At 68.7% G+C, this 24,238-nt stretch carries 26 protein-coding genes, 2 tRNA genes, 1 other RNA gene and 1 pseudogene; 23 read left to right on the top strand and 7 right to left on the bottom strand.

The genetic code is table 11. The features are described from left to right. Positions 1–52: 52 nt before the first annotated feature. Positions 53–1,207 (bottom strand): NHL repeat-containing protein, encoded by a 1,155-nt coding sequence (locus tag IEY99_RS05400; protein ID WP_229798136.1) that lies wholly within the window; start codon positions 1,205–1,207, stop codon positions 53–55. 103 nt (positions 1,208–1,310) lie between these two features. Between IEY99_RS05400 and IEY99_RS05390 the strand changes: the two genes are divergently transcribed. The 4 genes from IEY99_RS05390 to IEY99_RS05375 all read left to right on the top strand — a co-directional run bounded on the left by IEY99_RS05390 (position 1,311) and on the right by IEY99_RS05375 (position 5,711). Then, the gene (locus IEY99_RS05390; RefSeq protein ID WP_229798134.1) at positions 1,311–2,426 is read left to right on the top strand and encodes a prephenate dehydrogenase/arogenate dehydrogenase family protein; all 1,116 of its coding nucleotides are present in this window, start codon (positions 1,311–1,313) and stop codon (positions 2,424–2,426) included. 39 nt (positions 2,427–2,465) lie between these two features. Then, a complete protein-coding gene (locus IEY99_RS05385) occupies positions 2,466–3,050 on the top strand; it encodes a DinB family protein (protein WP_189199801.1) in 585 nt (194 codons plus the stop codon). A gap of 332 nt (positions 3,051–3,382) precedes the next feature. Continuing rightward, a complete protein-coding gene (locus IEY99_RS05380; RefSeq protein ID WP_189199799.1) occupies positions 3,383–4,366 on the top strand; it encodes an HNH endonuclease in 984 nt (327 codons plus the stop codon). 238 nt (positions 4,367–4,604) lie between these two features. Next, positions 4,605–5,711: a hypothetical protein gene (locus IEY99_RS05375; protein WP_189199797.1), complete on the top strand. Its 1,107-nt coding sequence runs from the start codon at positions 4,605–4,607 to the stop codon at positions 5,709–5,711. Positions 5,712–5,883: 172 nt separating this feature from the next. Here the strand turns inward: IEY99_RS05375 and IEY99_RS05370 are convergent, their stop codons facing one another. Continuing rightward, complete coding sequence (locus IEY99_RS05370) at positions 5,884–6,285, bottom strand: P-loop NTPase family protein (RefSeq protein WP_229798132.1); 402 nt, start codon at positions 6,283–6,285, stop codon at positions 5,884–5,886. A gap of 134 nt (positions 6,286–6,419) precedes the next feature. After that, positions 6,420–7,277: a GntR family transcriptional regulator gene (locus IEY99_RS05365; protein ID WP_189199793.1), complete on the bottom strand. Its 858-nt coding sequence runs from the start codon at positions 7,275–7,277 to the stop codon at positions 6,420–6,422. Between the two features lie 353 nt (positions 7,278–7,630). On the opposite strand from IEY99_RS05365, the gene IEY99_RS05360 reads away from it, so the two are divergent. The 14 genes from IEY99_RS05360 (at position 7,631) to IEY99_RS05295 (ending at position 18,098) form a co-directional block, all read left to right on the top strand. After that, on the top strand, positions 7,631–7,918 hold the full coding sequence (locus IEY99_RS05360; RefSeq protein WP_268245091.1) for a DUF6284 family protein: 288 nt from the start codon (positions 7,631–7,633) through the stop codon (positions 7,916–7,918). After that, positions 7,918–8,286 (top strand): RRQRL motif-containing zinc-binding protein, encoded by a 369-nt coding sequence (locus IEY99_RS05355; protein ID WP_189199790.1) that lies wholly within the window; start codon positions 7,918–7,920, stop codon positions 8,284–8,286. The genes IEY99_RS05360 and IEY99_RS05355 overlap by 1 nt, the downstream gene beginning before the upstream one ends. Continuing rightward, positions 8,283–8,516, top strand: coding sequence for a hypothetical protein (locus tag IEY99_RS05350; protein ID WP_189199788.1), 234 nt, complete (start codon positions 8,283–8,285; stop codon positions 8,514–8,516). Before IEY99_RS05355 ends, IEY99_RS05350 begins: the two co-directional genes overlap by 4 nt. Continuing rightward, complete coding sequence (locus IEY99_RS05345; protein WP_189199786.1) at positions 8,513–9,361, top strand: ABC transporter permease; 849 nt, start codon at positions 8,513–8,515, stop codon at positions 9,359–9,361. The genes IEY99_RS05350 and IEY99_RS05345 overlap by 4 nt, the downstream gene beginning before the upstream one ends. Then, a complete protein-coding gene (locus IEY99_RS05340) occupies positions 9,358–10,017 on the top strand; it encodes an NUDIX domain-containing protein (protein WP_189199784.1) in 660 nt (219 codons plus the stop codon). The genes IEY99_RS05345 and IEY99_RS05340 overlap by 4 nt, the downstream gene beginning before the upstream one ends. A 172-nt stretch (positions 10,018–10,189) precedes the next feature. After that, entirely contained in the window at positions 10,190–10,642 is a 453-nt protein-coding gene (locus IEY99_RS05335; RefSeq protein WP_189199782.1) for a hypothetical protein, read from the top strand. Positions 10,643–10,749: 107 nt separating this feature from the next. Then, positions 10,750–11,121 (top strand): hypothetical protein, encoded by a 372-nt coding sequence (locus IEY99_RS05330; RefSeq protein ID WP_189199781.1) that lies wholly within the window; start codon positions 10,750–10,752, stop codon positions 11,119–11,121. Beyond that, entirely contained in the window at positions 11,118–13,319 is a 2,202-nt protein-coding gene (locus IEY99_RS05325) for a cell division protein FtsK (protein WP_189199779.1), read from the top strand. Before IEY99_RS05330 ends, IEY99_RS05325 begins: the two co-directional genes overlap by 4 nt. 142 nt (positions 13,320–13,461) lie before the next feature. Continuing rightward, positions 13,462–13,713, top strand: a complete 252-nt coding sequence (locus IEY99_RS05320; RefSeq protein ID WP_189199777.1) for a hypothetical protein — start codon at positions 13,462–13,464, stop codon at positions 13,711–13,713. Positions 13,714–13,721: 8 nt separating this feature from the next. Continuing rightward, entirely contained in the window at positions 13,722–14,051 is a 330-nt protein-coding gene (locus IEY99_RS05315; protein WP_308427012.1) for a hypothetical protein, read from the top strand. A gap of 173 nt (positions 14,052–14,224) precedes the next feature. Beyond that, positions 14,225–15,103, top strand: a complete 879-nt coding sequence (locus tag IEY99_RS05310; RefSeq protein ID WP_189200660.1) for a bifunctional DNA primase/polymerase — start codon at positions 14,225–14,227, stop codon at positions 15,101–15,103. Next, positions 15,100–16,320 (top strand): DUF3631 domain-containing protein, encoded by a 1,221-nt coding sequence (locus IEY99_RS05305; RefSeq protein WP_189199773.1) that lies wholly within the window; start codon positions 15,100–15,102, stop codon positions 16,318–16,320. The genes IEY99_RS05310 and IEY99_RS05305 overlap by 4 nt, the downstream gene beginning before the upstream one ends. 326 nt (positions 16,321–16,646) lie before the next feature. Next, positions 16,647–16,856, top strand: a complete 210-nt coding sequence (locus IEY99_RS05300) for an excisionase family DNA-binding protein (protein ID WP_189199771.1) — start codon at positions 16,647–16,649, stop codon at positions 16,854–16,856. Positions 16,857–16,871: 15 nt separating this feature from the next. After that, positions 16,872–18,098 carry a tyrosine-type recombinase/integrase gene (locus IEY99_RS05295; protein ID WP_189199769.1) on the top strand — a complete coding sequence of 409 codons (1,227 nt, stop codon included), beginning with the start codon at positions 16,872–16,874 and terminating at the stop codon, positions 18,096–18,098. 114 nt (positions 18,099–18,212) lie between these two features. On the opposite strand, the gene IEY99_RS05290 is transcribed toward IEY99_RS05295, so the two are convergent. Beyond that, positions 18,213–18,302, bottom strand: a tRNA-Ser gene (locus IEY99_RS05290). 109 nt (positions 18,303–18,411) lie between these two features. Between IEY99_RS05290 and deoD the strand changes: the two genes are divergently transcribed. Next, positions 18,412–19,119: a purine-nucleoside phosphorylase gene (gene deoD / locus IEY99_RS05285; protein ID WP_189199767.1), complete on the top strand. Its 708-nt coding sequence runs from the start codon at positions 18,412–18,414 to the stop codon at positions 19,117–19,119. Here deoD and IEY99_RS05280 read toward each other — a convergent pair. Both IEY99_RS05280 and IEY99_RS05275 read right to left on the bottom strand, forming a co-directional pair. Continuing rightward, positions 19,109–19,558: a nucleoside deaminase gene (locus tag IEY99_RS05280; protein ID WP_373293286.1), complete on the bottom strand. Its 450-nt coding sequence runs from the start codon at positions 19,556–19,558 to the stop codon at positions 19,109–19,111. The genes deoD and IEY99_RS05280 overlap by 11 nt on opposite strands. Continuing rightward, positions 19,555–20,076, bottom strand: a complete 522-nt coding sequence (locus IEY99_RS05275) for a tRNA adenosine deaminase-associated protein (protein ID WP_189199765.1) — start codon at positions 20,074–20,076, stop codon at positions 19,555–19,557. Before IEY99_RS05275 ends, IEY99_RS05280 begins: the two co-directional genes overlap by 4 nt. 1,041 nt (positions 20,077–21,117) lie before the next feature. On the opposite strand from IEY99_RS05275, the gene IEY99_RS05270 reads away from it, so the two are divergent. Both IEY99_RS05270 and IEY99_RS05265 read left to right on the top strand, forming a co-directional pair. Then, complete coding sequence (locus IEY99_RS05270; RefSeq protein ID WP_071809790.1) at positions 21,118–21,327, top strand: hypothetical protein; 210 nt, start codon at positions 21,118–21,120, stop codon at positions 21,325–21,327. A 232-nt stretch (positions 21,328–21,559) separates the two neighbouring features. Then, positions 21,560–21,901: an STAS domain-containing protein gene (locus IEY99_RS05265; protein ID WP_189199763.1), complete on the top strand. Its 342-nt coding sequence runs from the start codon at positions 21,560–21,562 to the stop codon at positions 21,899–21,901. Positions 21,902–22,215: 314 nt separating this feature from the next. Here the strand turns inward: IEY99_RS05265 and IEY99_RS05260 are convergent. Next, a tRNA-Ser gene (locus IEY99_RS05260) sits at positions 22,216–22,303 on the bottom strand. A gap of 83 nt (positions 22,304–22,386) precedes the next feature. Here IEY99_RS05260 and ffs point away from each other — a divergent pair. Together ffs and IEY99_RS35210 are read left to right on the top strand one after the other, a co-directional pair. After that, positions 22,387–22,477: signal recognition particle sRNA small type (gene ffs / locus IEY99_RS05255), an RNA gene on the top strand. A 74-nt stretch (positions 22,478–22,551) separates the two neighbouring features. Further along, positions 22,552–24,078, top strand: a pseudogene (locus tag IEY99_RS35210) (DNA polymerase III subunit gamma and tau); the annotation flags it as partial. Between the last annotated feature and the right edge of the window lie 160 nt (positions 24,079–24,238).

The following is a 24,238-nucleotide window of genomic DNA, read 5'->3' as shown; positions in this document are numbered from 1 at the left end:
AGAAGCCGGCTCGTGCGCTGGCGGGCCGCGGTGACGGCGCGCCGGTCGGGGCCTAGCTGAACTGCGCGAACCGCTTCTGCGTCACTCCGTTGATCGTCGTGAACGCGCCGCCGGCGGCGATCGCGCCGAGGCTCGGGTTGCTTGCCAGGGTCAGCACCCCTTCGATGCCGTTCATGTTGGCCGTCCAGTCGCGCAGGTGGCCGTCGTTCATCGCCAGGCCGGCGAGCTTGACCCGGTCGTCCGCGCCGTCGAGGCAGACGCCCTGGTCTCCGGTGCGGGCCGTGCGGCAGGCGTGGTCGAAGTGGCCGCCCACGTACACCGTGTCGCCGAGCGTGGTCACGGCCTGCGCGTCGCCGTCGAAGGTCGCGCTCCAGCGCTTGGTGCCGGTGAGCGTGTACGCCGCTGCCGTACCGCCCTGGCCTCCGTGCGCCGTGTAGACGCCGTCGGAGGTGGCGGTGACGGCGAAGACGATGACGGCCGGCCTCGGCTTGAACCCGGTGACGATCGCGGCCGAGTACGGGTCGAGCGCCACCAGGCGGTCGTACCCCGACGTGCCGTTGACCTGGTGGAACTTGCCGCCGACGTACACCCGGCCGCCGGCGGTGGCGAGCGCCTCGACCTGGTCGTCGGTCGTAGGCTTCCAGGCGCTGTCGAGGACGCCGCTGGAGAGGTCGAAGGCGGCGAGCCTGGTACGGGTCAGGCCGTTGACCTTGGTGAGCGTCCCGCCGACGTAGAGGCGGCCGTTCGCGGCGGCCAGCGCGTACGGCCGGCCCTCGATCGCGTGCTTGAACGTGCTGGAGACGGCGCCGGTGGTGACGTCGATCCGGGCGAGGCTGTCCCGCTTCTGCCCGCTGACGTAGAGGAAGTCGCCACCGACGTAGACGGACGATCCGCTCACCGCGAGCGCCTTCACCCGGCCGTCGGCGGACGGCGCCCAGGGCAGCAGTTCCCCGGTGTACGCGTTGACCGCGGCGAGCCGGTTCCGCGCGACCGTCTTGCCGTTCACCAGGGCGGACGTGAAGGTGCCGCCGAGGAAGATCGTGCTTCCGGAGTACGCCACGGCGAGCACTGTCCCGTTGAAGCCCGGCACGGAATCCGAGGACTCCGAGGGCGCCGCCTGTGCGGGGGTGGCCAGCGCCGCGACGACCGCGCCGATCACCGTCCCCACGACCATGATCTGCTTGCGAAGTTTGCCCCTGTACGTCACTTCTCGACCGTAACGGCGTTGATGCGGGTTATCTAGTGACGAAACGGACTAAAACCCACACGGCCGTACGGATGATGTCCGGCCGTGTGCGACAGTCACCGGCGTGAACGTCGCGATCATCGGCCTCGGACTCATCGGCGGGTCGCTGCTGCGGGCCCTCGCCGCCCACGGCCACCGGGTGACGGGCTACGACATCGGCGCCACCACCCGCCAGGCCGCGGCCGCCCTGGCCCGAGCCACCCCGCCGGGCCAGGCCGCGACCGACCCGGCCACCCCGCCGGGCCAGGGTGCGAGGGACCCGGCCACCCCGCCGGGCCAGGGCGCGAGGGACCCGGCCGCCCCGCCGGGCGAGGTCGCGGATGCGGGTGCGGCTGCGGGTTCGGGTTCGGGTTCGAGCGCGCAGCCTGCCTGGCACGTGGCGGGCGACATTCCCGCCGCCGTCGCGGGCGCCGACGTCGTCGTGCTCGCGGTACCGCTGCCCGCGCTGCCGGGCGTGGTGGGCGCGCTCGACGGCTTCCCCGGTCTGATCACCGACGTCACCTCGGTCAAGGGCCCGGTCCGCGACCTGCTCGCGGGCCGCAGATACGTCGGCGGGCACCCCATGGCCGGCAAGGAGGAGTCGAGCTTCCTCGCCTCCGATCCGAACCTGTTCGACGGCTGCGCCTGGGTGCTCTGCCTCGACCCGGAGACCCCGCTCGACGACTGGCTGAGCCTCGCCGCGCTCTACACCTCGATCGGTGCCCGGGTCGTACCGGCCGGCGCGGACGAGCACGACGAGGCCGTCGCCCGGATCAGCCACGTCCCGCACCTGCTCGCCGCGGCCCTCGCCAACCTGATCGACGGGCACCCGCTCGCCGCCGCCCTCGCCGCCGGCTCGTTCCGGGACGGTACCCGGGTGGCGGCGACCCGCGCCGAGCTCGTCGCCGCCATGTGCGGCGGCAACGCGGCGGCGGTCCGGCGGGTGCTGCCCGGTGTCGTCGAGGACCTGCACGCCTATGCCGCCCGTCTCGCCGAGCCGGAGCCGGTCGGCGCGCTGACCCCGCTGCTGCGCCGGCCCGGGGAGCTGAGACGCGGATGGCCGGCCGCGGAAGGCGTACCGGTGGAGATCGAACCGGATCGGGAAGCCCTGCTGAGCCTGGGGCGCGCGGGAGGGTGGGTCACCCGGGTCGGCCGGAAAGTCGCGGGATTGCGGCCGGGAACTGACCGCAATAGTTCCTAGGCTTCTCCTGGTAAGGGAAACCGAGGACAGGAGAACGTCATGCCCGGTCAGGTCGGCGCCATCGGCAACGAGCGCGAGGGTCTGCTCGCCTACCTCGCCCAGATGCGGTACGTGCTGCGGCTCACCGCCTACGGACTCACCCCCGATCAGCTCCGCACCGCCTCGACGGCGAGCTCGCTGACCATCGGCGGCCTGATCAAGCACTGCGCGTCCACCGAGGAGGGCTGGATCTCCACCGTGCTCCGCGAGGCGCGCCCGGTCGACTACCAGGCGTACGAGGACAACTTCCGGCTCGCGGACGGCGAGACCATCGAGGACGTGTTCGCCTACTACGACCGGGTCGCGGCGCGGACCGAGAAGACGATCGCGGAGATCCCGGACCTGGGCCAGGACGTACCTGTCGACCACTCGGTGCCGTGGAATCCGAAGGACCTGGACAACTGGTCGGTGCGCTGGGTGCTGCTGCACCTGATCCAGGAGACGGCCCGGCACGCCGGCCACGCCGACATCATCCGCGAGGGCATCGACGGTGGCACGGCGTACCCGATCATGGCCGCGGCAGAGGGCTGGCCGGACTCGCCCTGGATGCGCAAGTGGCAGCCGGCCGGCGAGCAGCGCGGATAAGCCCGGCGGCGGCGCGACCGGGCCGGGACGGCAGGAGCCGGGCCGTGCGCCACGGGACGCCGGTGTGCCCGTACTCGTCAAAAGCGAAACGCCCGGCAGCTGGATCTGCCGGGCGTTTCCCGTGGCGGTGGTGAAGGGATTTGAACCCTTGGAGGGCGTAAACCCTCACACGCTTTCGAGGTCTGCGAGCCACCGTCCGCGAGCGGTCGCCACCGTGCGTGACCTGGTGTTTCTCTGATGTTCGGACCGCAGCGAACGTCGGCGAGCCGCGGCGAACGAGACCAGAACTGAGACCACCACGCGATGTCGTACCCCTGCCCTAGGGTCAGCCCGTGACGCTCGCCGACATCACCGCACCCGCCGTGCAGGCCGCCATCGCCGAGTTCGATCGACTCGGGCGCGAGGAGTTCCTCCGCGCGACCGGCTTCTCTCGCTCCCGCCTCTACTACCTCCAGCACGCCGGCCAGCTCTACGACTCCAAGGCCATCGTTGGCCGCGCACACCGGCTGAGCACCGGGGTGGCGCTTGCACCGGCCGACTTCAGCGGCGGTGAGAAGACCGTGGTCCCTCGGCTCGAAGCACTCGGGTTCACAGTCCGCTACATACCCAGGCAGGACTGGACCCGGGACGAGATCATTCTCGCCTCTGCACTCATCGAGCCCAACGGGTGGCGTCCGCTCGATCGCACCCACCCGGAAGTCATCGAGCTGTCCAGGCTCCTCCAGAGCCACTCCATCTATCCACCGGACCAGCGCGGCCCCGACTTCCGGACGCCCTCCAGCATTCATCGCAAGATGGCGGACATCGCTACCTCTCACCCTGCCTACGCGGGACGCGCCACCAACGGCAACCGCATCGACGGTGAAGTCCTCCGCGACTTCCTTGACAGCCCGGCGGACATGCATGCCCTCGCCAGGGCCATCCGGGCCGCACTGTGGGCCGAGGAACCAGGGAAAGCCTTGCCAGACGCCGACGTAGAAGACGCCACCGCTGATGAGGGTGGCGTCCTGCTGCGTCAACATCTTCGCCGGGAACGCGACCCCAAGATCCGGAGAGCCAAGCTTGCGCAGGTGAAGAAGGCCGGCTTAGCCATTGCATGTGAGGTCTGCGGCTTCGACTTCGGCAAGACCTACGGGCCACACGGTGCCGACTACATCGAGTGCCACCACCGAACACCGCTGCACGTGACAGGGCCAACGACGACCAGTCTGCAAGACCTCGCTCTGCTGTGCTCCAACTGCCACAGAATGATCCATCGCTCGAAGTCGTGGCTAACCGTCGACGAGCTTCGAGCCATCGTTCTGGGCCAGAGGTAGCTACTGGGCTTTAGATCTCTTGCCGTCCGTGCGGTAGCGGACGGCCACGCTGAGGTGATCGTGGATGTCACGGCGACCTGGTGGCCTACGGATGGCCAAGGAATTTCCTACAACAGTAAGACTCTCACGTGGCGGTTGCAGACCCGCAAAGGGAAGGGATCGCGAGTGACTGACGTAGAGGCACCTAAGTGGTGTGGCGGCTACGTTCGGCTGGACGCCTGCGCCATATGATGGCTGAGTGGGATTCTTAGCGTCTCTGTTGCCCGGCATACGTGATCTGCGCGCCCCGATGGCGGCCGGCCTTCTCTGGCTAGGGGTGCTATTCATTCAGTTTGGCGAGAATCCGGGCAGCCTCATCGTCAAGAACGAGCATACCGATGCCCTCGGGAAGACCCTGAAGACCCTTCCCGCCTACCTTGTCATTGCCGCCCTTGTTGCAGGAGCATTCCTTGTCGGTGCCGTCGCAAATACTGTGACAGGCGCCGTCCTGCGCCTAGCTGGTAGAAGTTTGATGAAAGGTCTGAACGCGATAGGTGGTGAATTTCGGCCTGATGGCCTCATGCGTCGACCGACATCCCTTCGACGCTTCTATAGGTCTCTTCGCAGGTTGTATCTATCATGCGAATCATTCAGCGCGACAGCTCGAAGCTTAATCGCGGATACGGTGGCATCTGTGCTCGGAAAAGCTAAGGTCCCCGGCGAAGCTGCGATGTTGTACCCGTTATCTCATGCGATAAGCCAAACGCGCTACAGCGGTCCTCAGTTGGCCGTGACGGCGCCAACTCTTTACCAAGACTTCGATAGAGCGAAGGCAGAGTCGGAATTACGCCTTGCCATCGTCCCCCCATTGCTGGTTTTAGCGGCCGTGGCGCCGATCAACAGCAAGTGGTGGATTTTTATAGCTGTATCGGTTGGTTCCGTCGTGTTGATTTCTCAAGCTATTGGTCAACAGCGAGCAGCAAATGACATTCTAGCCAATGCGGCCTACCTAAGCCAGATACCATTACCAGCGGTGCAGTCGCTTGCCGACTTCCTTGAGAACGTAGATCCTCAGCCGCAAGGAACCGCGGAGTGGCTCGGTGCGATCATGTGGTCTATGGAGCAGCTCGCCCAGATGGAAGCGGCCGAGGAAATGGCGCGTGAAGTTGTCACCCTTGAAGACGAGGACGCGGTATACGGGGCGATGGCATACTTGATTCGGCGAAAATCAAGCAGTCACCTTATCGCTATGGAATTGCTGAGGCGAACCGATTCCGGTAGATCAAAGATGCTGTACGGCAGGCTGTTGGCCGTCTCAAGGCATCCTGACCGTAAAGCCGCTGAAATACCTCGCCTGGTGGAGTAGGCTTGCTCAGCGTTGCGCACCCCGGGTGCCTTACGAATTGCTGCGTCGGTTCCCCGCCCCTCGATAGAAGAGTGCGCCCCATTGGCGGCGACTCAACCACACAGTAGGACAGAATAGTTTCGCACTTGTCCTTAGGGTGCATCCTTTGGCCCGTCTTGGGCGTGTGAGTCCCTCAGGTCGGTGTCAACATCCGGCGGAAAGCCGCATCTATTTGTACTGCAGCCTCGATCGGCGAGCTTCTCGATGTATTGATTTTCAGGCCTTCGGTGAGCGATTCTGTTGCGTCCCATGCTGCCATGCGTTCTGCCACATCGCCGGTTCCGCGCTCGATAGCGCGCCGTTCCGCAACGTCTCGTGGGCACCAAAGGTACACCACAAGCCAATTACTCTTCGAGAACGATCGTTTTATTGCGGATATGGCAAGGGGCTGCCCGAGGTGAATGACGGGCCAGCCCTGAGCTAGCTCTCGGAACAAGAAGTCGCGATCAACAAAGTAGGCGGAGTTATAGCGTCGGTTCTCCCAAATAAGATCGCCTGCCTGCCTAAGACGCTCGATCTCCTGGGAGTTAGTCATCCGGTAGCCATCTGTGCGCCCGGCGCCTAGTTTTAGCCTTCTGAACTGCCGGTACCTTCCGTCCAGTCTCACGAGGGCTCTCGTAACCGTGTCCTTGCCGGCGGCCGGAGGGCCGTACAGGAGTACGCCACTGGTCACGCAGACTCAGCCTCTGCAATGGCCTCCAACAGGTCGTTGGCCTGTTTCTGTAGCGGGGCGCTAGAGGTGCAATTGTTGACTACGTGGTGCGGGAGCGGTGGACGGAAATCAAGGTCAATGCTGCTTAGGTATCCCTTCCAGTCGTCTAGCTTGTGGCCGTCTCGAGCTGCCCCCCGGTGGCGGATATACCCGTGCATCGATTTTGCATCGCAATAGACCCAGACCAGTGAAACTTTAGCGGTGAGAGCGGCAAACGATGCCTCAGTCCTATCGAGCCACGCTCGATCTTTGAACTCCCGGAGGAACGGAGCTGTCACAATGGCACTGTTTCCGCAAGCTACGTTTTCGTTTGCGGCGGACATAAGAGCTTCGTACTCACGAGGCCGCATGAAGTTCAAGTAAGTCTCGGATTCTCGATCGTGCGGAGACAGCCCGAGCATCTCAAGCGCCGCCTCAAGGACTGGCCTCGTTAGCGTGTCCTTGTCTAGCATCGGCCATCCAGTCTGACGCGCCAGGATTCGGCCCAACTCCGTCTTTCCGCTTCCTGCATACCCGCCGATAAGGATGACGTGCGGATTGCGAGTAATCGTCTCCAAGCGTTGCCGCTGTTGCTCCGGAGCGCGGACCACGCGTTTGGAGCGGGAGACGTTCTCCACTAGTCCTTCGGCAGCGAGAATCTTCATTGCTTCGGTAATCGTAAAGACGCTAACGCCCCACTGCGCGGCCAGTTCCCGAGTGGACTTTAGTGTCTCGCCATCCCTGAGAATGCCTGCCTCGATGTCGTTGCGAATGTGCCGAGCGACCTGAATATGCAGCGCTTCAGCGCGTGAGAGCCGTGGCTCAGCTGAGGTCATCGCGGCGCGTCCTTGTCTCGTGCTCCGGGGAAGCCTGACCGTCACAGGCTATCAGGGCCTAACAGTTGAGAGGCTCGCCTCAGCGGCCCAACACCAGGCCACAAGCCGGACGTGCCATACCAGTTGACTCGCTAACCTATCAGTTGTTAGGTTGCTCGCATCACAGCCGGTCGGGCTCCAGCACGACGGAGGTGGCTTCGGCTACGCCGTTCGTGACCGTCCCGCCGTGCGCTTGTCCTCTGACAACTGGATCGGGCCGCACCTCCCACTGAAAAGGTCGCCGCGCACGGCTCAGGTCCGTGCATCTCTTCCCTTGAATCCGCTGGTCGGCGTGGCTGTGGCCGCGTCGTTGGTTGCCGCGCCGACCCGTCACCCGGAGGAAATTCGTGAGGACCGAATCGCCCCACACCGACGAACCGGCCGCCGCTGAGCTGGCCGCGATCGAGGCCGAGGAGTCGCTGATCGCTGCCGAGCTGGAGTGGCTGGCTGCGGAGATCGCCATGTTCGTCGCCGACGACCGCGGTGTCCCCACCGGCCTGGACTGGCGGCGGCTGCGCCGCGCTGAGGCTCGCGTGATCCGCGAAACGTTCGCCTACGTCGCCGGCCGCACGCGGCGCCCGCTCCCGGCCCTGGTGGCCTGATGGGCCGGGTCCGGGCCGCGTTCTTCGATCCGGACGGCGCCCGGTACGGCCTGCCCACCTTCTGGTGGCAGGGCGCCCCGGCCGGCTACGCCACCCGCCGACAGCTTCGCGCACGGGGCTTGTGCCCCGGGCGTCAACCGATCGCCGCGCAGATCCTGTGGCGCGGCGTCGGTGGCATCCGCGCCGCCTACCTGTACCGCCTCGACCGGGCGCGACCGAAGCGCACCGCGTCCCCGGCCGTGCTCGCCGCCCTGGACAAGGCCCTGCGAGCCCGGCGCACCTGCCCGACCTGCCGCCGCCTGCGGCCCTACTACATCCCCCGCTCGACCGGCGAATGCCTTATCTGCCAAGGAGAACCCACCGCATGAACACCGCGACCAGCCCGCGCCCGTACCGCTACTTCGTCAGCTTCACCGGCATGAACCACGCCGGTCAGGTCTTCGGATGGCAGGACCTGAACCTGCCCGAGCCGATCACCTCCGGCGCCGTCATCCGCAAGGTCCAGGACTACCTGATCGAGACCAGCGACCTGACCAAGGTCACGCTGCTGACCTTCCAGCGCTTCGACACTGCCATCGATGCCGGGGCCGGACGATGAAGGCCACGACGACGGCGCGCAGCGCCTACCCGCCGAACGTCGATGACCTACTGCCGCGCGCGGTCGAGTTGACGCGACAGCTCGGCGAGGTGCCCTCGCGCAACAAGCTGATGAAGACCTTCCGCGTCGGCGCGGACAAGGCTAAGGCGTTGCGCGAGGCCCTGGACCGGCTTGCCGAGCAGGACAAGTTCCGCAGCGACATGCACCTGCACCTGGTGAGCCGGGGCAGCCTCGCCGAAGCCCCGCCCCTGCACCTAGCGCCCACCCCACCCGCCGACCCCGACGACGGCGAGGTCCCGGACGACACGGCTCCGGTCCTGCCGCCCGCAAGCGAGGATGCCAAGCCGGAGGCCACCTCGAAACCGTTGACGTCGCCTCAGTCGCCGTCCGACGAACGGCCGGCGGGTCGGCCGGTCACCTGGCCGGTGCTGATCCTGTGCCTGCCCGCGTTCGTTGCGATCTGGGGTGGCTGGGTCGAGATGGGCCGCCTCACCGGCTTCGGCAAGGTCACGCTGCTGCCCGGCATCTCCACCTTCCAACTGGACACGGCGATCACGTTGCCGATCGGTGTAGAGACCTACGCCGCGTTCGCGCTATTCGTGTGGCTGTCCGGCCGCGCCCGAGGTGACGCCCGCGAGTTCGCCAAGTGGTCCGCCCTCGGCTCCCTCGCTCTGGGCGCGCTCGGTCAGATCGCCTACCACCTGATGGCCGCCGCCGGATGGAGCTCGGCGCCGTGGCCGATCACTGCCGCTGTGTCGTGCATCCCGGTTGCCGTGCTCGGCATGGGCGCCGCCCTCGCTCACCTCATGCACCGCCCCTCGACCCGGACGGAGACCAGTCGATGAGCCGCACCTACACCCATCCCGACGTCCTCACCGTCGGAGTGCGCGATGGCTGGGCCGACCCGGAAACCGACCCGACCCGCCTCGACTGGACTACTCGGCAAGCCGCCGCCGCGATCGCGTTCGAGGTGGTCGACGGGCGGCCGGTCAACCCGTGCGAGAACACCGGCATCCGGCACGGCCGTAACGAACTCGGCCATTGGGGCGAGGCCCTGGCCGCCGACGCCATGGTGACCGCCACCGACAGCGCGGGTGGCCGGTGGCTGCTCATGGTGGAACGCGTCGACGGTCACGGCTGGGCGCTGCCCGGCGGGTTCGTCGAGCCCGGCGAGACCCCCGTTGACGCCGCTGTCCGTGAGCTGGCCGAGGAAACCGGCTTGGAGGTGCCGGCCGAGCGCTGGCGTACCTCAGCGCCGCGTTACGTGCCGGACCCGCGCGCCAGCGACGAGGCGTGGATGGTCACCGTCCTATCCCGCACCGACCTCGGTACCTACCCGGAACCGATCGACTTCCCGCACGTGCGCGGCGCCGACGACGCGGCCTGCGCCGCGTGGCTGCCTGCGCATGACTACCGCACTCTCGTGCACTGCCTGACCAGCTTCGGCGCCGAGGTGTTCCCCGCGCACCGCGAGATGCTCGCCGCCGCGCTCGGCCGGTAGCGCCGCCCGGCGGCACGGCCCCAACCGCCAAGTCAAGCGCCGTGCCGCCGGTCTCCAACCCGCAAGCCCAATCCGGGTGAGACCCACGGGAGAGACCCCAGATGTTGCCAGACACCGCCCACCTCGCCGCCCTCGTGATCGCCGCCTGAATCTTCGGAAGGGACACCCCGTCATGTGTCGCAGCAAAGCCCACGGCGGACGCCGTTGCACCGGCAACTCCACCACCTCCACCTCGACCGCATCAGGACGGACCACCATCGTGAACATCGCCTCCGGCAACGACGTGGTGGACGTACAAGGCCGCGTCCTCGGCCGCAGCACCGACCGGCCTCGACCCCCGGCAACCCCGCCGCCCGGGGACACCCCCGACACCTACCCGCCGCGCACCGTGAACATCGCCGCAGGCAACGCCCGCGTCGGTGTGCAGGGCAGTGAGCCCGCAGCCGGGGACCACCCGGTCCGTGAGGTGAATCTCCGCCTCGGTAACGCCTGGGTCGGCCAGCAGCACGGCGACACCGCCGAATCCGAGGTCCCCGCCGAAGCGCCGTCGGTCGTCAACATCGCCACCGGCAACGCCCGGGTCGGCCGCCAGGGCGGCACCAGCTACGGCGCCATCCGCTTCTGAGCCTTCCCGACTACCTCGGGACGCGGGCCGACACGGCCTCGACAACCTCCGGCCCGCGTCCCGGGCCTCACCCCAACACCCACGTTCGATTTCAGGGGAGAACCCTCATGCTCTCGCACCCCCACACCACCACTGATCTGACGCCCCTGCTGACCCGCCTCCGTCGGCTGCTCAACCGATTCGCCATCCGCGTTTGTCCCTGGACCGGCTGGTGGCTCGGGCCTGCATCCCGGGTCACGATCGCGCCTGCCGGATGGGGCGGCTACGTCCTGCAGGTGCACCGCAGCCAGGGCGTGGAGTGGATTGCTCTGCCCCGCCGGGACCGGGTCTACGAGCGCCCCGAGGAGCACCAATTCCACGCTGCTGCCGAAGCCCTGGCCGAGCGCGGACTCGCCTGGGTCCTGCCGTGGGGCCTGGACACCGAGGGCAACCTCACCGCCGAAGTCACCTCACTCGTCCGGAAGGAGAACGGACAATGACCAACCCCCACCCGAACCCGAATCCGAACCCGGACGACTTCGACTGGACCGCCGCCGAGAACGACGTCGCTGGCGCCGAGGTCGTCGACCTGGCCGCAGCCCGGCGTGACCGGGCCGCGCCGACCCCGGCCGACCCGGATCCCGAGATCGACGATGACACCGATGCCGAGTCGGTCGATGACAGCCCACCGGCCGAGGGTGGCCCGGTGGATGCCGCCGATGACATCCCGGCCGAGATCCAGGCCCGGCAGCAGGCGCGGCGCCCGATCCTGGCGGACTGGGCCCGGTCCTGGCGCGGCTTCAAGGCAGCCGTGAAGCACCAGACCAAAGACGCCGGCTACGTGCTGGCGTATCACGCGGTGCGCTCGCCGAAGTACGCGGCGAAGACGGCCGTGTGGGCGCCGGTCGGGCTCTTCCGGGGCCTCGGGCAGGCCGTGCACTGGGCCACCGCCGAGGAGGGCAACTGGCACTTGCGGCAGGCCGCCGCCGCTAGGGGCGAGGCCGACACCTGGCTCAAGCTCGACGCGCGCCGCCAGCGGCAGAGCGTGTGGCGCTGGTGGGTCCTCGGCGCCGCCCTGCTCGCCCTGATCGTCGGTGGGGTCGTGCTCGCCTACGGCCCCACCTGGTGGCGGTGGATCGCCCTCGCCGTCGTGGTGCCGTTCCTGGCCACCCGGGGACGCCCGGCGGACAAGCCGCTCACCGACCGGGTCAGCGAAGGCACCCGCTACCGCAAGCTCACCGCCGAACTCGTGCGCCGGGCGCTGACCTCGTTGCAGATGGCCGCCATCAACAGCGCGGTCGCCAAGGACCCGAAGGCCATCAGCTTCCCGGTCGACATCCACCGCGACGGCCCCGGACACATCGCCATCGTCGACCTGCCCTACGGCGTGGAAGCCGCCGAGGTGGTCGCCCGCAGAGGCAAGCTCGCTAGCGCGATGCGGCTGCCGCTCGATCAGGTGTGGCCCGAACCGGCGCCCGGGCACACCGGCCGGCTCGCCCTGTGGGTCGGCTACGAACCGGCCTCGCAGATGAAGCAGCCGCCCTGGCCGTTGCTGTCAGGGTCGGCGAAGGTAGACCTGTTCAAGGCCTTCCCGTTCGCCACCACGCCGAAGCTCGACACGGTCAGCCTGGACATGATGTTCCGCAACTTCCTGTTCGGAGGCCAGCCCGGCTCGGGCAAGACCTTCGCCCTGCGCGACCTGGTCCTGGCCGCCGCGCTGGACCCCCGCACGGAGATCCGTGGCTACGAACTCAAGGGCGTCGGGGACTTCGCCGTGCTGGAGCCGGTGATGGCCGAGTACGGCAACGGCTTCGACGACGAAACCCTCGCCCAATGCTTCGCGTTCATCGAGTGGCTCTACGAGGAAGCCCGCCGGCGTTCCAAGCGCATCGAGCACTACGCCCGGCTCGGCAAGGCCCCGGAAAACAAGGTCACCCCCGAGTTGGCGTCGCTGAAGGGCTCCGGCCTGCACCCGCTCGTCGCCTGGTTCGACGAGCTGCAAGAGCTGATGCAGAGCAAGTACGGCAAGGAAGCCGGCGAGATCCTAGAGAAGGTCATCAAGCTCGGCCGGGCGCTCGGGATCATCATCCTGCTCGGCACGCAGATCCCCGATGCGAAGAGCCTGCCGCCCGGAATCACCCGCAACGTCAACACCCGGTTCTGCCTGTCCGTGGCCGACCAAACGGCGAACGACATGATCCTCGGAACTTCTGCCTATAAGCAGGGCTACCGCGCCACCGTCTTCCAGCCGAAGGACGACGCGGGCTGGGGCGTCCTGCGCGGCTGCGGCCCGGTGCAGTCGGTGCGATCGTTCGAGGTCGATACCAACGCCGCTCGGCCGATCGTGGCCCGTGCGGTCGCGCTGCGCACCGCGGCCGGGAACATCCCCACCTTCCCGGCCGAGCGTGACGTCGCCCCGCAGCATCACGTGCTGGACGACCTGGCCCGGGTGTGGCCCGGCGACGAGAAGTCGGCGTGGAACGAGACCCTGTGCGGTCTGCTCGCTGAACTGCGGCCCGACGTCTACGACGGCTGGGAAGCCTCCCAGCTCACCGCCGCCCTCAAGTCGCACCCCGCGGTCAAGGTGGCCGACGTCGGCCGCCGCGTCGACGGCAAGCCGGTCACCCGGCGCGGCATCCGCCACGCCGACCTCCTCACCGCGATCGCGGAGCGTGACCGCAAACGCGGCGACGGCTGAGCCGTCGCAGGGCTGCTAGCGCTAGCGGCTCCACCTGCTAGCGCTAGCAGCCCTGCTAGCACCCGATCAAGATCCTGAGCTGGCCGCTAGCGGATAGCAGCTCACAGCCCCGCACACCCAAAATCCGGCTCCGGAGGCTGACATGGACCCCCACCTCACCCCCGCTATCACCCTCACCATCGCCGCCCTGACCGTCACCGTCTGTTACGCGCTAGGGTGCTGGATCTGGCCGTTCAAGGCCTGCCGCAAATGCCACGGGCTCGGCAAGAAGCGCTCCCCGTCCGGGCGCGCGTTCCGGCTCTGCCGCCGCTGCGACGGCACCGGCCGCCGCCTACGCGCCGGGCGCTGGATCTACAACCACCTTGCACGACGGCGCCGCGAGGGCAACCGATGAGCCCCCGCATGATGGCGCGCCATCGGCGCGCCCCGACTCCGCACACCGACTGGTGCACCCGCGACCACCGCTGCGGGATCAACGAACACCGCTCCGCCGACCTCATCGCCGACGGCATCGGCGGCCGCGCCATCCTCACCCGCGTCCGCGCCGGAGACGTCGAGTACGCCGAGATCCGCGCCCGGATCCCGTTGCACCACACCGAAACCGGCGCCCGCTGGCAGCTCGCCACCACACTGCGCCTACTACGCGAGGTCCTCGCGGCCATTGCGATCCGACCCGGCCTGCGAGACGGCCGTCCGGACCGGGCCACCCTCACGAGCCGCAAACCCCGATGACCCGCCCCGCCGCCGCGTGCGGGCACTGGATCGGCGCCGAGGCCCGCCTCTGCCTCGCCGCCGACCGGGTGCGCCGCTACCTGATCGGGCCGCGCTGTCCCGCGCACACCCCGGCCGCGCTGGCGGGGCGACCTGAACCACCCTCTGTCCCCGTCACCACCAGGGAGCCGACCATGCCGAAGTCTGGCCCGACGCTGACCGCCGCGCTCGCGCTGGCCGCCGAGGGCTTCCCCGTGTTCCTGCTGGCCGGCGGCAAGCGGCCCGTCGCCAACTGCCCCGCCTGCCCGAAAGCCGCCGAGGATCCCAGCCACGACCCGGAGGCTTGCGCGTGCCTGACCTGTCACGCCTTCTACGCCGCGACTCGCGACCCCGACCGGATCGCCGCCCTCGTGACCGCTGTCCCCGGCGGGATGCTGGCGATTCGCACCGGCCGCCTCTGCGACCTGTGCGTGCTCGACATCGACCCGCGTAACGGCGGAGCCGTGCTGCCCGAGCTGATGCCGCCGACGCGGTGTGTGCGCACCGGCTCCGGCGGCTGGCACCTCTACTACCGCCATCCCGGTGTTCCCCTGGCCGCGAAGCTGCGCGGGCATGACGGCATCGACATCAAGGCCGACGGCGGGTACGTGGTCGTCCCGCCCTCGGCGCACCCGCGCACCGGGCAGCCGTACCGGCGGGTGGCGGACCGGCCCATGGCTGAGATGCCCGCGCCGCTGCTCGCGCTCTGCCGGCCACCCGAGCCGCCCGCTGCCCCGGCCGCCACCGTCACCCCCATCGGCCGGGGGAAGGGCATCTCATCCCCGGCCGCCCTACTCGCCGCGCACCTGGACGCGGTAGCCCGCGCTGCCGAAGGCACCCGCCGCAACACCCTGTACGGCGCGGCGCGGGGCGTGGCGCGGATGGTCGCCGCCGGAGCCCTCACCCCGGCTGACGCCTACCAAGCGCTCTACGACGCGGGTGTGCGCGCGCAGCAGACCCACCGCGACATCCATGCCGCCATCGTCGGCGGGTTCCGCGCGGAATCCGTTGCCATAGAAGGGATCGCCGCATGACACAACCACACCGGATCATCGAGGGAACCGCCATCCTCGACCGGCTCCACGCCACCCTGACCAAGTACGTGGTGCTGCCATCGGCGGAGGCCATCGACGCCGTGGCCTTGTGGGTCGCCGCCACCCACGCCGTCACCGCGTGGGCGCACGCACCCCGCCTCGTGATCCGGGCACCGGAGAAGCGGTGCGGCAAGTCGCGGCTTCTCGACATCGTCGAGGGCACCTGCTGCAACCCGCTGATCACCGTCAACGCGTCCACCGCCGCCGTGTACCGCTCAATCGGCAGCGACGAACCACCCACCCTGCTGGTCGACGAGGCGGACACCATCTTCGGCGGCAAACAGGCCGAATCGAACGAGGAGCTGCGCGGGCTGCTCAACGCCGGACACCAACGCAACCGGCCCACCATCCGCTACGACAGCAACACCAAAAGGGTGGAGAAGATCGCCACGTTCGCGATGGCCGCGCTCGCCGGGATCGGGCAGATGCCCGACACCATCGAGGACCGGGCCGTGGTCGTGCGGATGCGCCGCCGCGCACCCGGCGAAACCGTGGCCCCGTACCGGCACCGCCGCGACGGCCCGGAACTGCGCCAGGTCGGCAACGACCTCAGCACCTGGCTACGCGCCCACCTCGCCATCCTGGAACGCGCTGAGCCTGATATGCCGCTGGAGGACCGGGCCGCCGACACCTGGGAACCGCTGATCGCCGTCGCTGACCTCGCCGGAGGCGACTGGCCCGACCGGGGCCGCCGCGCCGCCGAAGCGCTCACCGCCGAACGTGACGGGAACACCGTCACCTCCGACCGGATCCGGCTACTCACCGACTGCCGGACCGCGTTCGGCCCGCACGACGCCATCCCCACCTCCGTGCTCATCGACCGGCTCAAAGCCGACCCCGAAGCACCATGGGCCGAGTACGGCGGAACCGGGCTGACCGCCCGCATCCTCGGCGCGCTGCTGCGCGAGTACGACATCACCTCGGTCAACCTGCGCTTCAGCACCGGACAGGCCAAGGGCTACCGCCGCGCCGACTTCGCCGACGCGTGGCAGCGCTACTGCCCCGACTCGGAGGGGGTTGCCGTCCCTGCCGTCCCAAGCGTCCCGCCGCAGGTCAGCCCGGGACGGATACCCGACGTGGTACGGATCCATCCGTCCCAGCCCACCCTTGACGAGATGCCCTCGCCTCCGGCCGACGCGGGACGTGGGACGGCATAAGCCGTCCCAGCAGATTTTGCCGTCCCGCGCTGACCTGCACTGCGACGGCTGGGACGGATGGGACGGCAACCCCGCCCACATCCAGCCGGCCCCGAGGCACCGTTCAGAACGGCCCGCTGAGAGCCACGTAGACAGATCGGCGCATCGCCTTACCCGCACCCGCCCTCGATCTTGCCTCTACGGCGCTCTCAACGGGCCGCTCTGCCGCCCTCTGCGCACCGCCCCTTCGCACCCACGTCCCGAGGCCCTGGACACGTGACGGGGCCTCGGCGGCGACGTGGGCGCCCTCTACAAGGCCCGCCACGTCGAAGCATGGGAGAACCGCCATGGCCGCCGACGCCACACCACTCGTCCTCACCGTCGAACAAGCCGCGCAGAGGCTCGGCATCGGCCGAACCCTCATGTGCGCGCTCGTCGCCAGCGGCGAAATCGAGTCCGTCACCATCGGCCGACTCCGCCGCATTCCCGATCAATGCCTCATCGAGTACGTCAACCGTTTGCGCCAACAGAATACCCAACTACCGGCCGCAGCCTAAAAAGGAGAATCGACAATGGCGAAGCGCCGAGCGAACGGCGAATCGTCCATCTACGAGGGTGCCGACGGTCGTTGGCACGGTCGCGTGACCGTCGGCACCCGAGATGATGGCAAGCCGGACCGTCGCCACGTGACGGGTAAAGACGAGAAGACCGTCAAGTCCAAGGTCCGTGCGATCGAACGCGAACGGGACAGCGGCACCCTGCGCAAGGCGGGTGAGAGTTGGACCGTGGCTAAGTGGCTCACGCACTGGCTAGAGAACATCGCAACGCCGAACGTCCGTGAGAACACGGCGTCTGGCTATCGCGTGGCGGTGAATGTGCATCTTATCCCGGGTATCGGTGCTCACCGGCTGGAAAAGTTGACGCCCGAGCATGTCGAGAAACTAACCCGCCGGATGCAGCAGAGTGGCAGCAAAGCCGCTACCGCACACCAGGCGCTCCGTACCTTGCGCACCGCCCTGAACGAAGCGATGCGGCGCGGGCATCTCGCCAAGAACGTTGCGAGCCTCGCCAAGCCGCCGCGACTCGATGAAGAGGAGGTGGAACCGTACTCCGTCGAGGAGGTTCAGCGCCTTCTCGTCGCTGCGGCTGAAACGCCCCGAAATGGCGCCCGGTGGGCTATCGCGCTCGCACTCGGCTTGCGGCAGGGTGAGGCGCTTGGCTTGAAGTGGGCCGACGTGGATCTGGACGCCGGTGCGTTGATTGTGCGCCGGTCACGATTGCGGCCGAGGTGGCGACATGGTTGCAAGGCGCCGTGCGGCCGGAAGATGGGCGGACACTGCCCCGATCGTGAGCCGCTTCGAGAGGAGTGCGCCGAGACCAAGTCACGCGCCGGTCGTCGTCGGGTTGGCCTTCCCGATCAGTTGGTGTCCCTTCTGCGCCAGCACAAGCACGCGCAGGATGCGGACCGCGTCAAAGCCGCGCAGTTGTGGACCGATGGCGGATGGGTATTCGCCACGCCGACGGGAGGACCGCTGAATCCGCGCACGGACTACACCGAGTGGAAGCGGCTGCTGAAGGCAGCCAAGCTGCGGGACGGGCGCCTGCATGATGCCCGGCACACCGCCGCGACGGTTCTCTTGGTGCTGGAGGTCGCGGAACGTGCCGTGATGGGCATCATGGGCTGGTCCAACTCCGCGATGGCGAAGCGTTACCAGCACCTCACCGATCAGGTACGCCACGACGTGGCGAAGCGCGTCGGTGGATTGCTGTGGCACCCGGCCCCGGAAGAACCACGATGAGCCCGACGGCGGGACGGCGGGGCTGCTCGTTTCTGCCAACTGAGACCAAAACTGAGACCACACACAGAAACGCCCGGCGGCTCACTGAGAGTCGCCGGGCGTCTGCCCTGCTAGTGGCGGTGGTGAAGGGATTTGAACCCTTGGAGGGCTTGCACCCTCACACGCTTTCGAGGCGTGCTCCTTAGGCCGCTCGGACACACCACCGCGAAGTAGGTTACTAGACGGCTGGCGGCTGCCGGCGCCGGGTACCCGGAAACCGTGAAGAGCCAGGTAGCGCCACCTCTCGCGGAGCGGCCTGGCAGGATCTTCAGACATGAGTGTGCACATCGGCGCGCAGCCGGGCGACATCGCCGAGCGGGTCCTCCTCCCCGGAGACCCGATGCGGGCGAAGTGGATCGCCGAGACCTTTTTGACCGATCCGGTCTGTTACACCCAGGTGCGGGGAATGCTGGGCTTCACCGGCACGTGGCAGGGGGTGCGTGTCTCGGTGCAGGGCTCCGGCATGGGCATGCCGTCCGCCTCGATCTACACCCACGAGCTGATCAACGAGTACGGCGTGAAGTCCGTGATCCGGATCGGCTCGTGCGGGGCCCTGGTGGACGACCTGAACCTCGGTGACGTGATCGCCGCCATCGGCTCGGCCACCGACTCGAACATGAACCGGGCGCGGTTCGACGGCCTCGTCGACTACGCGCCGGTCGCGGACTTCGGGCTGCTGCGGACGGCCGTCGACGTGGCCGACCGGCGGGAGATCGCCATGCGGGTGGGCCCGGTCTTCGCCGCGGACGCCTTCTACACCGACCGGCCGGACCTGTTCGACACGCTCGCCGACTACGGCGTGCTGGGTGTGGAGATGGAGTCGGCCGCCATCTACACGACCGCGGCCCGCTTCCGGGCGCGCGCGCTGACCATCCTGACCGTCAGCGACCACATCAAGCGCGGCGAGAAGATGGATTCGGAGCAGCGCGAGAAGGGCTTCTCGAACATGGTGCACATCGGCCTGGACACCATCACCGCCTGAAGAAGCCGCGCATGAGATCGGCGCACTCGGCCTCCAGCACCCCGGAGTAGACCTCGGGACGGTGGTTGAGGCGCCGGTCGCGTACCACGTCCCACAGCGATCCGGCGGCGCCGGTCTTCGGCTCCCAGGCGCCGAAGACCAGCGTGCCGATCCGGGCCAGCACCAGGGCGCCGGCGCACATCGTGCACGGTTCCAGGGTCACGACGAGCGTGCAGTCCTCCAGCCGCCAGCTGCCGGTCCGCGAGGCCGCCCGGCGCAGCGCCAGGATCTCGGCGTGCGCGGTCGGGTCGCCGGTCGCCTCCCGCTCGTTGCCGGCGGCGGCCAGCTCGGTGCCGGAGGAGTCGAACACGACCGCACCGACGGGCACGTCCTCCGGAAACGAGGACGCGACGGAGAGCGCCCGCCGCATCCACGCCTCGTGCCGCGGGCGGGGTGTCACGCCTCGCGCAGCTCTTCCAGCTCGTCGCCGCAGCCGAGCTTCTGGCAGATCTCCGCGGTCACATCGGACGGCAGCATGCCCTCGAGCCCGCAGAGCGTCAGCAACCGGTGCGAGCTGATGCCGAGGTCGGCCAGCAGCTCCACGTCGCCGATCGGATCGGCGTCGGGATCGGCGGCGGGCCGATCGTCCTCCTCGTCGTCACCGCCCCGCGGCGCGGCCAGCTCGTCGATCTCCAGCGCCGGCGTCTCCACATCGGCCAGCAGCAGGGCACCCAGCCGCGACTCGTCGGCGAACGCCGAGTCGGAACCGAAGACCCGCAGATCCTCACCCTCGTCCAGGCGCAGAATCACCAGATACTGATCGTCCGCCTCGACGAACAGCAGCGACAGCTCGGCATCCGGATCGGCGTCGCGGAGCCGGTCCACCACCTCATCGATGTCGGCCAGTCCGGCGAGCTCCAGCTCGGACGCCGTCCAGCCGTTCTTGCCCCGAGCGACGGCGGCAGCGAAAGTCGACACGAATCCCCCCACGGAACTTCAGCTCTCAGCGAGTGACGGTAGCGGCTGCATCGTCTCCCGTGCAGCGCCACGCCCCGAAGGAGACAAAAGGCGGGCTTTCCGGGGGTGGCTCTTTTTTTCAAGTACGGGCACAGCGAAGTCCCGTGGCACACCGCCCGGCGTCTGCCGTCCCGGCCCGGTCACGCGGCCGCCGGCCGGGTCGTCAGGGCGCGGCCGTCCGGCCGCGCGGGCCGGTGGGGCAAGTGCGGCCGTTGTGGTTGCGGGCCGGTGGGGCAAGTGCGGCCGTTGTGGTTGCGGGCCGGTTGGGCAGGGTGCGGCCTTGTGGTCGGGGGCCGGTGGGGCATGGCGCGGCCGTGGGGTCGTGGGCCGGGTGTCAGGGCGTGGCCGCACGGGCCGCCGCCAGGGCCGGTCGTCCCGGGTCCGGTCCGGTGGCCGTCAGCCACGTTCCACTGGCTACCGCCCACCGGTCGCACGGTCCCGGCCGTCCTTCCGGCTCGGTCGGGCGGCTGTCGGCTGTCGGCCGGCGGTGCCCGGTCGCGGCGTCGCCCGGCGGTCTGAATTGTTCGGTCACCTGAAAGGTCTGGGGTGACCCGATCGGTGCTCACTCTTTGTGGTAGTTCCGATTACCAGGCGGCGTCCACGATCGGCGGAACGCACATGCCGAAATTGGCACTAAGCGAAGATGCGGTTCCGGCGCGGAAGCGCGGCCCGAGCGCCCAGGTCGCCAACTTTGGTCACGCACCGTGCTGATTTCTCTCCTCCGCGCCCGAGTCCTCCGCGCCGCCTCCGTCGTTAACATGATCAAAATGACCTGGCCAGGCGCCGGACGCGCATCGTTACCGTCTCGTCGTCTCTCGATCCCTGCGGGACCTGCTACAACTACGCAGAGTGCTACCAAGGAAGCCGCCCTAATATGTCCCCTCGGCGCAAGTGGTGGCGCCAAAAACCACCGGATCGGCCAACCCGCTTCGTCCTGCCGGCGAAAAACTTTCGCAGATTCGCCTCGCGCAGAGACGTCGATATCTGTCATAAGGTCGACACGTGAGAGTTGAGCAGCACTGGTGGAATGGTGACGTCCGACTTGCGCGCCGGGACGTCTACGTCCGCACCGACGGGGAGATCTGGGAGGTCGAAGCTCAGATGGGCGGCCCCCAGGGCAAATCCAAGGTGCAGCAGTGTCCGGGAAAGGCCTCCGCGCTGATCCTGGCAGACGCGTGGCGCGGGCCACGCTGGCAGTGGCGTCAGCTCTAAGGACGCCAGGAGCCGGGCTGCGCCGCACTCGAACTTTCTCTCGGCCAGCCAACGAACGGGCCGGACCCCACGGGGTCCGGCCCGTTTCCGTTGCCCGGGCCACCGGCTCGGTGCTACGCGGCGTTGCGTAATACGGATTTCTCGGCGTGATCTGGACGGACGCTTTGTGCGCCATCGCCTGATCGGCCACATCTAACCTGTGAAACCACCGAACCAGGACGAAAGCGATGCCATGCAGGCCACTGTGACCGACCACCGCACCGACGTCGCCGTGCTCCGCCTGAGCGGCGAGCTCGACGCCGACACCGCCCCGAAACTCCACCATCTCCTCGCGGACCTGCTGGAACGGCCGGTCCCGCGGATCGTCGTCGACCTGTCCGCCCTCAACTTCTGCGACTCCGTCGGGCTCAGCGCCTTCATCACCGCCAAGCAGGTCATCACCGCACGAGGCGGCTGGCTGAGTTTCGCCGGCGCCAACCGTTTCCTCGTCGAACTGCTCGACACCGTGGGCCTGAGCCGGTACTTCGCGATCTTCCCGGAGGTGGAGGACGCCATCGCGGCGGCGCAGATATGACGGACCCCGCCGGACACGGCGTACGCCGCGCGGCCGACCCGATCGGCCCGCGCGTATGACGAGCGCCTAGCGGTCGTTGCGACGGCCGCGCGTATGACGAGCGCCTAGCGGTCGTTGCGCTGCCGGCGGCCGATGACCGCCCGGAACGCCATGGCGCCCGTGAGCCCGACGACCGCCTCGCGACGACCGCCTGGAGTGTGACGACCATCCGGGCCTTGCCACGTCGCCGCCCAGAGCGTCCGGCGGACGGCGCCAGCTTTCGCCCGGTATGACGAACGCCCGGCGGACCGTGTGGTCCGCCGGGCGTCTCGGCGTGGCGGAGGATACGAGATTCGAACTCGTGAGGGTGTGAACCCAACACGCTTTCCAAGCGTGCGCCCTAGGCCTCTAGGCGAATCCTCCGTCCGACAGGATACAGACCCGGTCCCACCGGTTTCCGCGGGACCACCCGGTGGCCCACCGGCCCCTGCGGGTACGCTGTCCCCAGCCCCTCGTGCGGCGCGTACCCCGTGAACCTCCCCAGGGCCGGAAGGCAGCAAGGATAAGCGGGCTCTGGCGGGTGCACGGGGGGTCCTTCACTTCTGGGGCACGCCGTTTGTTCTTGTCACACCCTCGACGGAGAATGGCGCGGTCGTCAGGAGGAGGCAGGAGTGGCACTGGCCCTCTACCGCAAGTACCGTCCTCGCACGTTTGCCGAGGTCATCGGGCAGGAGCACGTCACCGAGCCGCTGTCGCAGGCGTTGCGCAGCGGGCGGCTGCACCATGCCTATCTCTTCTCCGGCCCGCGCGGCTGCGGCAAGACCTCCAGCGCTCGCATCCTGGCCCGCTCGCTCAACTGTGAGCAGGGTCCCACTCCCGAGCCGTGCGGCACCTGCGGCTCCTGCAGGTCGCTGGCCAACGACGGCGCCGGTTCGATCGACGTCATCGAGATCGACGCGGCCAGTCACGGCGGCGTCGACGACGCGCGTGAGCTGCGGGAGAAGGCATTCTTCGCGCCCGCCAACAGCCGCTACAAGATCTATGTCATCGACGAGGCCCACATGGTGTCGTCGGCGGGCTTCAACGCGCTGCTCAAGCTGGTCGAGGAGCCGCCGGACTACGTCAAGTTCATCTTCGCCACGACCGAGCCGGAGAAGGTGCTCGGCACGATCCGGTCGCGGACCCATCACTACCCGTTCCGGCTGATCCCGCCGGCGGTGCTCCGGCCGTACCTTCAGCAGTTGACCGAGGCCGAGGGTATCCACGTCGACCCCACCGTCTTTCCCCTGGTCGTGCGGGCAGGCGGGGGCAGCGCGCGGGACACGCTGTCGGTCCTCGACCAGCTCATCGCCGGGGCCGGGCCCGAGGGCGTCGACTATGCGCGGGCGGTGGCGCTGCTGGGCGTGACCGACGTCGCCCTGATCGACGAGATGTGCGACGCGCTGGCCGCCGGCGACGGCGCCGCGGCCTACCAGACGATCGACCGTGTCGCCGAGGCCGGCCACGACCCTCGCCGCTTCGCGTCCGACCTGCTCGAACGCTTCCGTGACCTGATCGTCCTGCAACAGGTCCCGGACGCCGTCACCAAGGGCCTGATCGACGGCCCGGCCGACCAGCTCGAGCAGATGGGCGCCCAGGCGACCCGCCTCGGCCCGGCGACCCTCTCCCGCTGCGCCGACATCGTGCACAACGGTTTGGTCGAGATGCGCGGCACGACCGCACCGCGACTGCTGCTCGAACTCATCACCGCCCGCATGCTCCTGCCCGGCGCCGACGACTCCAGCGGCGCGCTCCTGCAGCGTCTGGAGCGCATGGAGCGGCGGCTCACCCTGACGTCCGACCACGATTCCGTACGCCCGGAGCACCCGTCCCCGGCGCCGACGCAGCCGTCGCCCACCACCGCATCATCGGTAGCCGGCGTCGGCTTGTCCGCGGCGCGCGCCGCGGCAGCAGCAGCCCGCCGCGGCCCTTCAGCAGGAAACTCACCCGCCGCCGGCCCACCCGCAGAGTCCGCACCCGTCACGCCCGCTTCCGTCGCGGAGCCCGCTCCCGCTTCCGTCGCGGAGCCCGCTCCCGCTTCCGTGGCGGGGCCCGCTCCCGCTCCCGTGGCGGGGCCCGCCCCCGTCCCCGCCCCCGCTCCGGTCGCGGGGCCCGCTCCCGCTGGGGTTGCCGGATCCGCCCCGACGAACGCCGTCTCCGCGTCGACCGGCGTAGCGGAGGGCGCAGGTGCCGCTACGGCCGCGACGGGCCACGGCGGCACCCATGAGCAGACAGGACACGGCGGCGCTGACGAGCGAGGTGGTCCCGAAGGAGTGGTGACCGGGCCGTTCGCTGGGTCGTCCGAGCCCGAGGCTTTCC

The sequence above is a fragment of the Couchioplanes azureus genome, from assembly GCF_014648355.1.
GTDB lineage: Bacteria > Actinomycetota > Actinomycetes > Mycobacteriales > Micromonosporaceae > Actinoplanes > Actinoplanes azureus.
The sequence above is the reverse complement of the archived record's forward strand: the minus strand, read 5'-3'. Positions and strand labels throughout refer to the sequence as shown.

Bases quoted from the DNA above. Each gene is read 5' to 3' on its own strand.
- IEY99_RS05385 (WP_189199801.1), top strand. From the start codon at position 2,466: ATGCCCGGTCAGGTCGGCGCCATCGGCAACGAGCGCGAGGGTCTGCTC.
- IEY99_RS05370 (WP_229798132.1), bottom strand. From the start codon at position 6,285: ATGACTAACTCCCAGGAGATCGAGCGTCTTAGGCAGGCAGGCGATCTT.
- IEY99_RS05365 (WP_189199793.1), bottom strand. From the start codon at position 7,277: ATGACCTCAGCTGAGCCACGGCTCTCACGCGCTGAAGCGCTGCATATT.
- IEY99_RS05355 (WP_189199790.1), top strand. From the start codon at position 7,918: ATGGGCCGGGTCCGGGCCGCGTTCTTCGATCCGGACGGCGCCCGGTAC.
- IEY99_RS05350 (WP_189199788.1), top strand. From the start codon at position 8,283: ATGAACACCGCGACCAGCCCGCGCCCGTACCGCTACTTCGTCAGCTTC.
- IEY99_RS05345 (WP_189199786.1), top strand. From the start codon at position 8,513: ATGAAGGCCACGACGACGGCGCGCAGCGCCTACCCGCCGAACGTCGAT.
- IEY99_RS05340 (WP_189199784.1), top strand. From the start codon at position 9,358: ATGAGCCGCACCTACACCCATCCCGACGTCCTCACCGTCGGAGTGCGC.
- IEY99_RS05335 (WP_189199782.1), top strand. From the start codon at position 10,190: ATGTGTCGCAGCAAAGCCCACGGCGGACGCCGTTGCACCGGCAACTCC.
- IEY99_RS05330 (WP_189199781.1), top strand. From the start codon at position 10,750: ATGCTCTCGCACCCCCACACCACCACTGATCTGACGCCCCTGCTGACC.
- IEY99_RS05325 (WP_189199779.1), top strand. From the start codon at position 11,118: ATGACCAACCCCCACCCGAACCCGAATCCGAACCCGGACGACTTCGAC.
- IEY99_RS05320 (WP_189199777.1), top strand. From the start codon at position 13,462: ATGGACCCCCACCTCACCCCCGCTATCACCCTCACCATCGCCGCCCTG.
- IEY99_RS05315 (WP_308427012.1), top strand. From the start codon at position 13,722: ATGATGGCGCGCCATCGGCGCGCCCCGACTCCGCACACCGACTGGTGC.
- IEY99_RS05310 (WP_189200660.1), top strand. From the start codon at position 14,225: ATGCCGAAGTCTGGCCCGACGCTGACCGCCGCGCTCGCGCTGGCCGCC.
- IEY99_RS05305 (WP_189199773.1), top strand. From the start codon at position 15,100: ATGACACAACCACACCGGATCATCGAGGGAACCGCCATCCTCGACCGG.
- IEY99_RS05300 (WP_189199771.1), top strand. From the start codon at position 16,647: ATGGCCGCCGACGCCACACCACTCGTCCTCACCGTCGAACAAGCCGCG.
- IEY99_RS05295 (WP_189199769.1), top strand. From the start codon at position 16,872: ATGGCGAAGCGCCGAGCGAACGGCGAATCGTCCATCTACGAGGGTGCC.
- deoD (WP_189199767.1), top strand. From the start codon at position 18,412: ATGAGTGTGCACATCGGCGCGCAGCCGGGCGACATCGCCGAGCGGGTC.
- IEY99_RS05265 (WP_189199763.1), top strand. From the start codon at position 21,560: ATGCAGGCCACTGTGACCGACCACCGCACCGACGTCGCCGTGCTCCGC.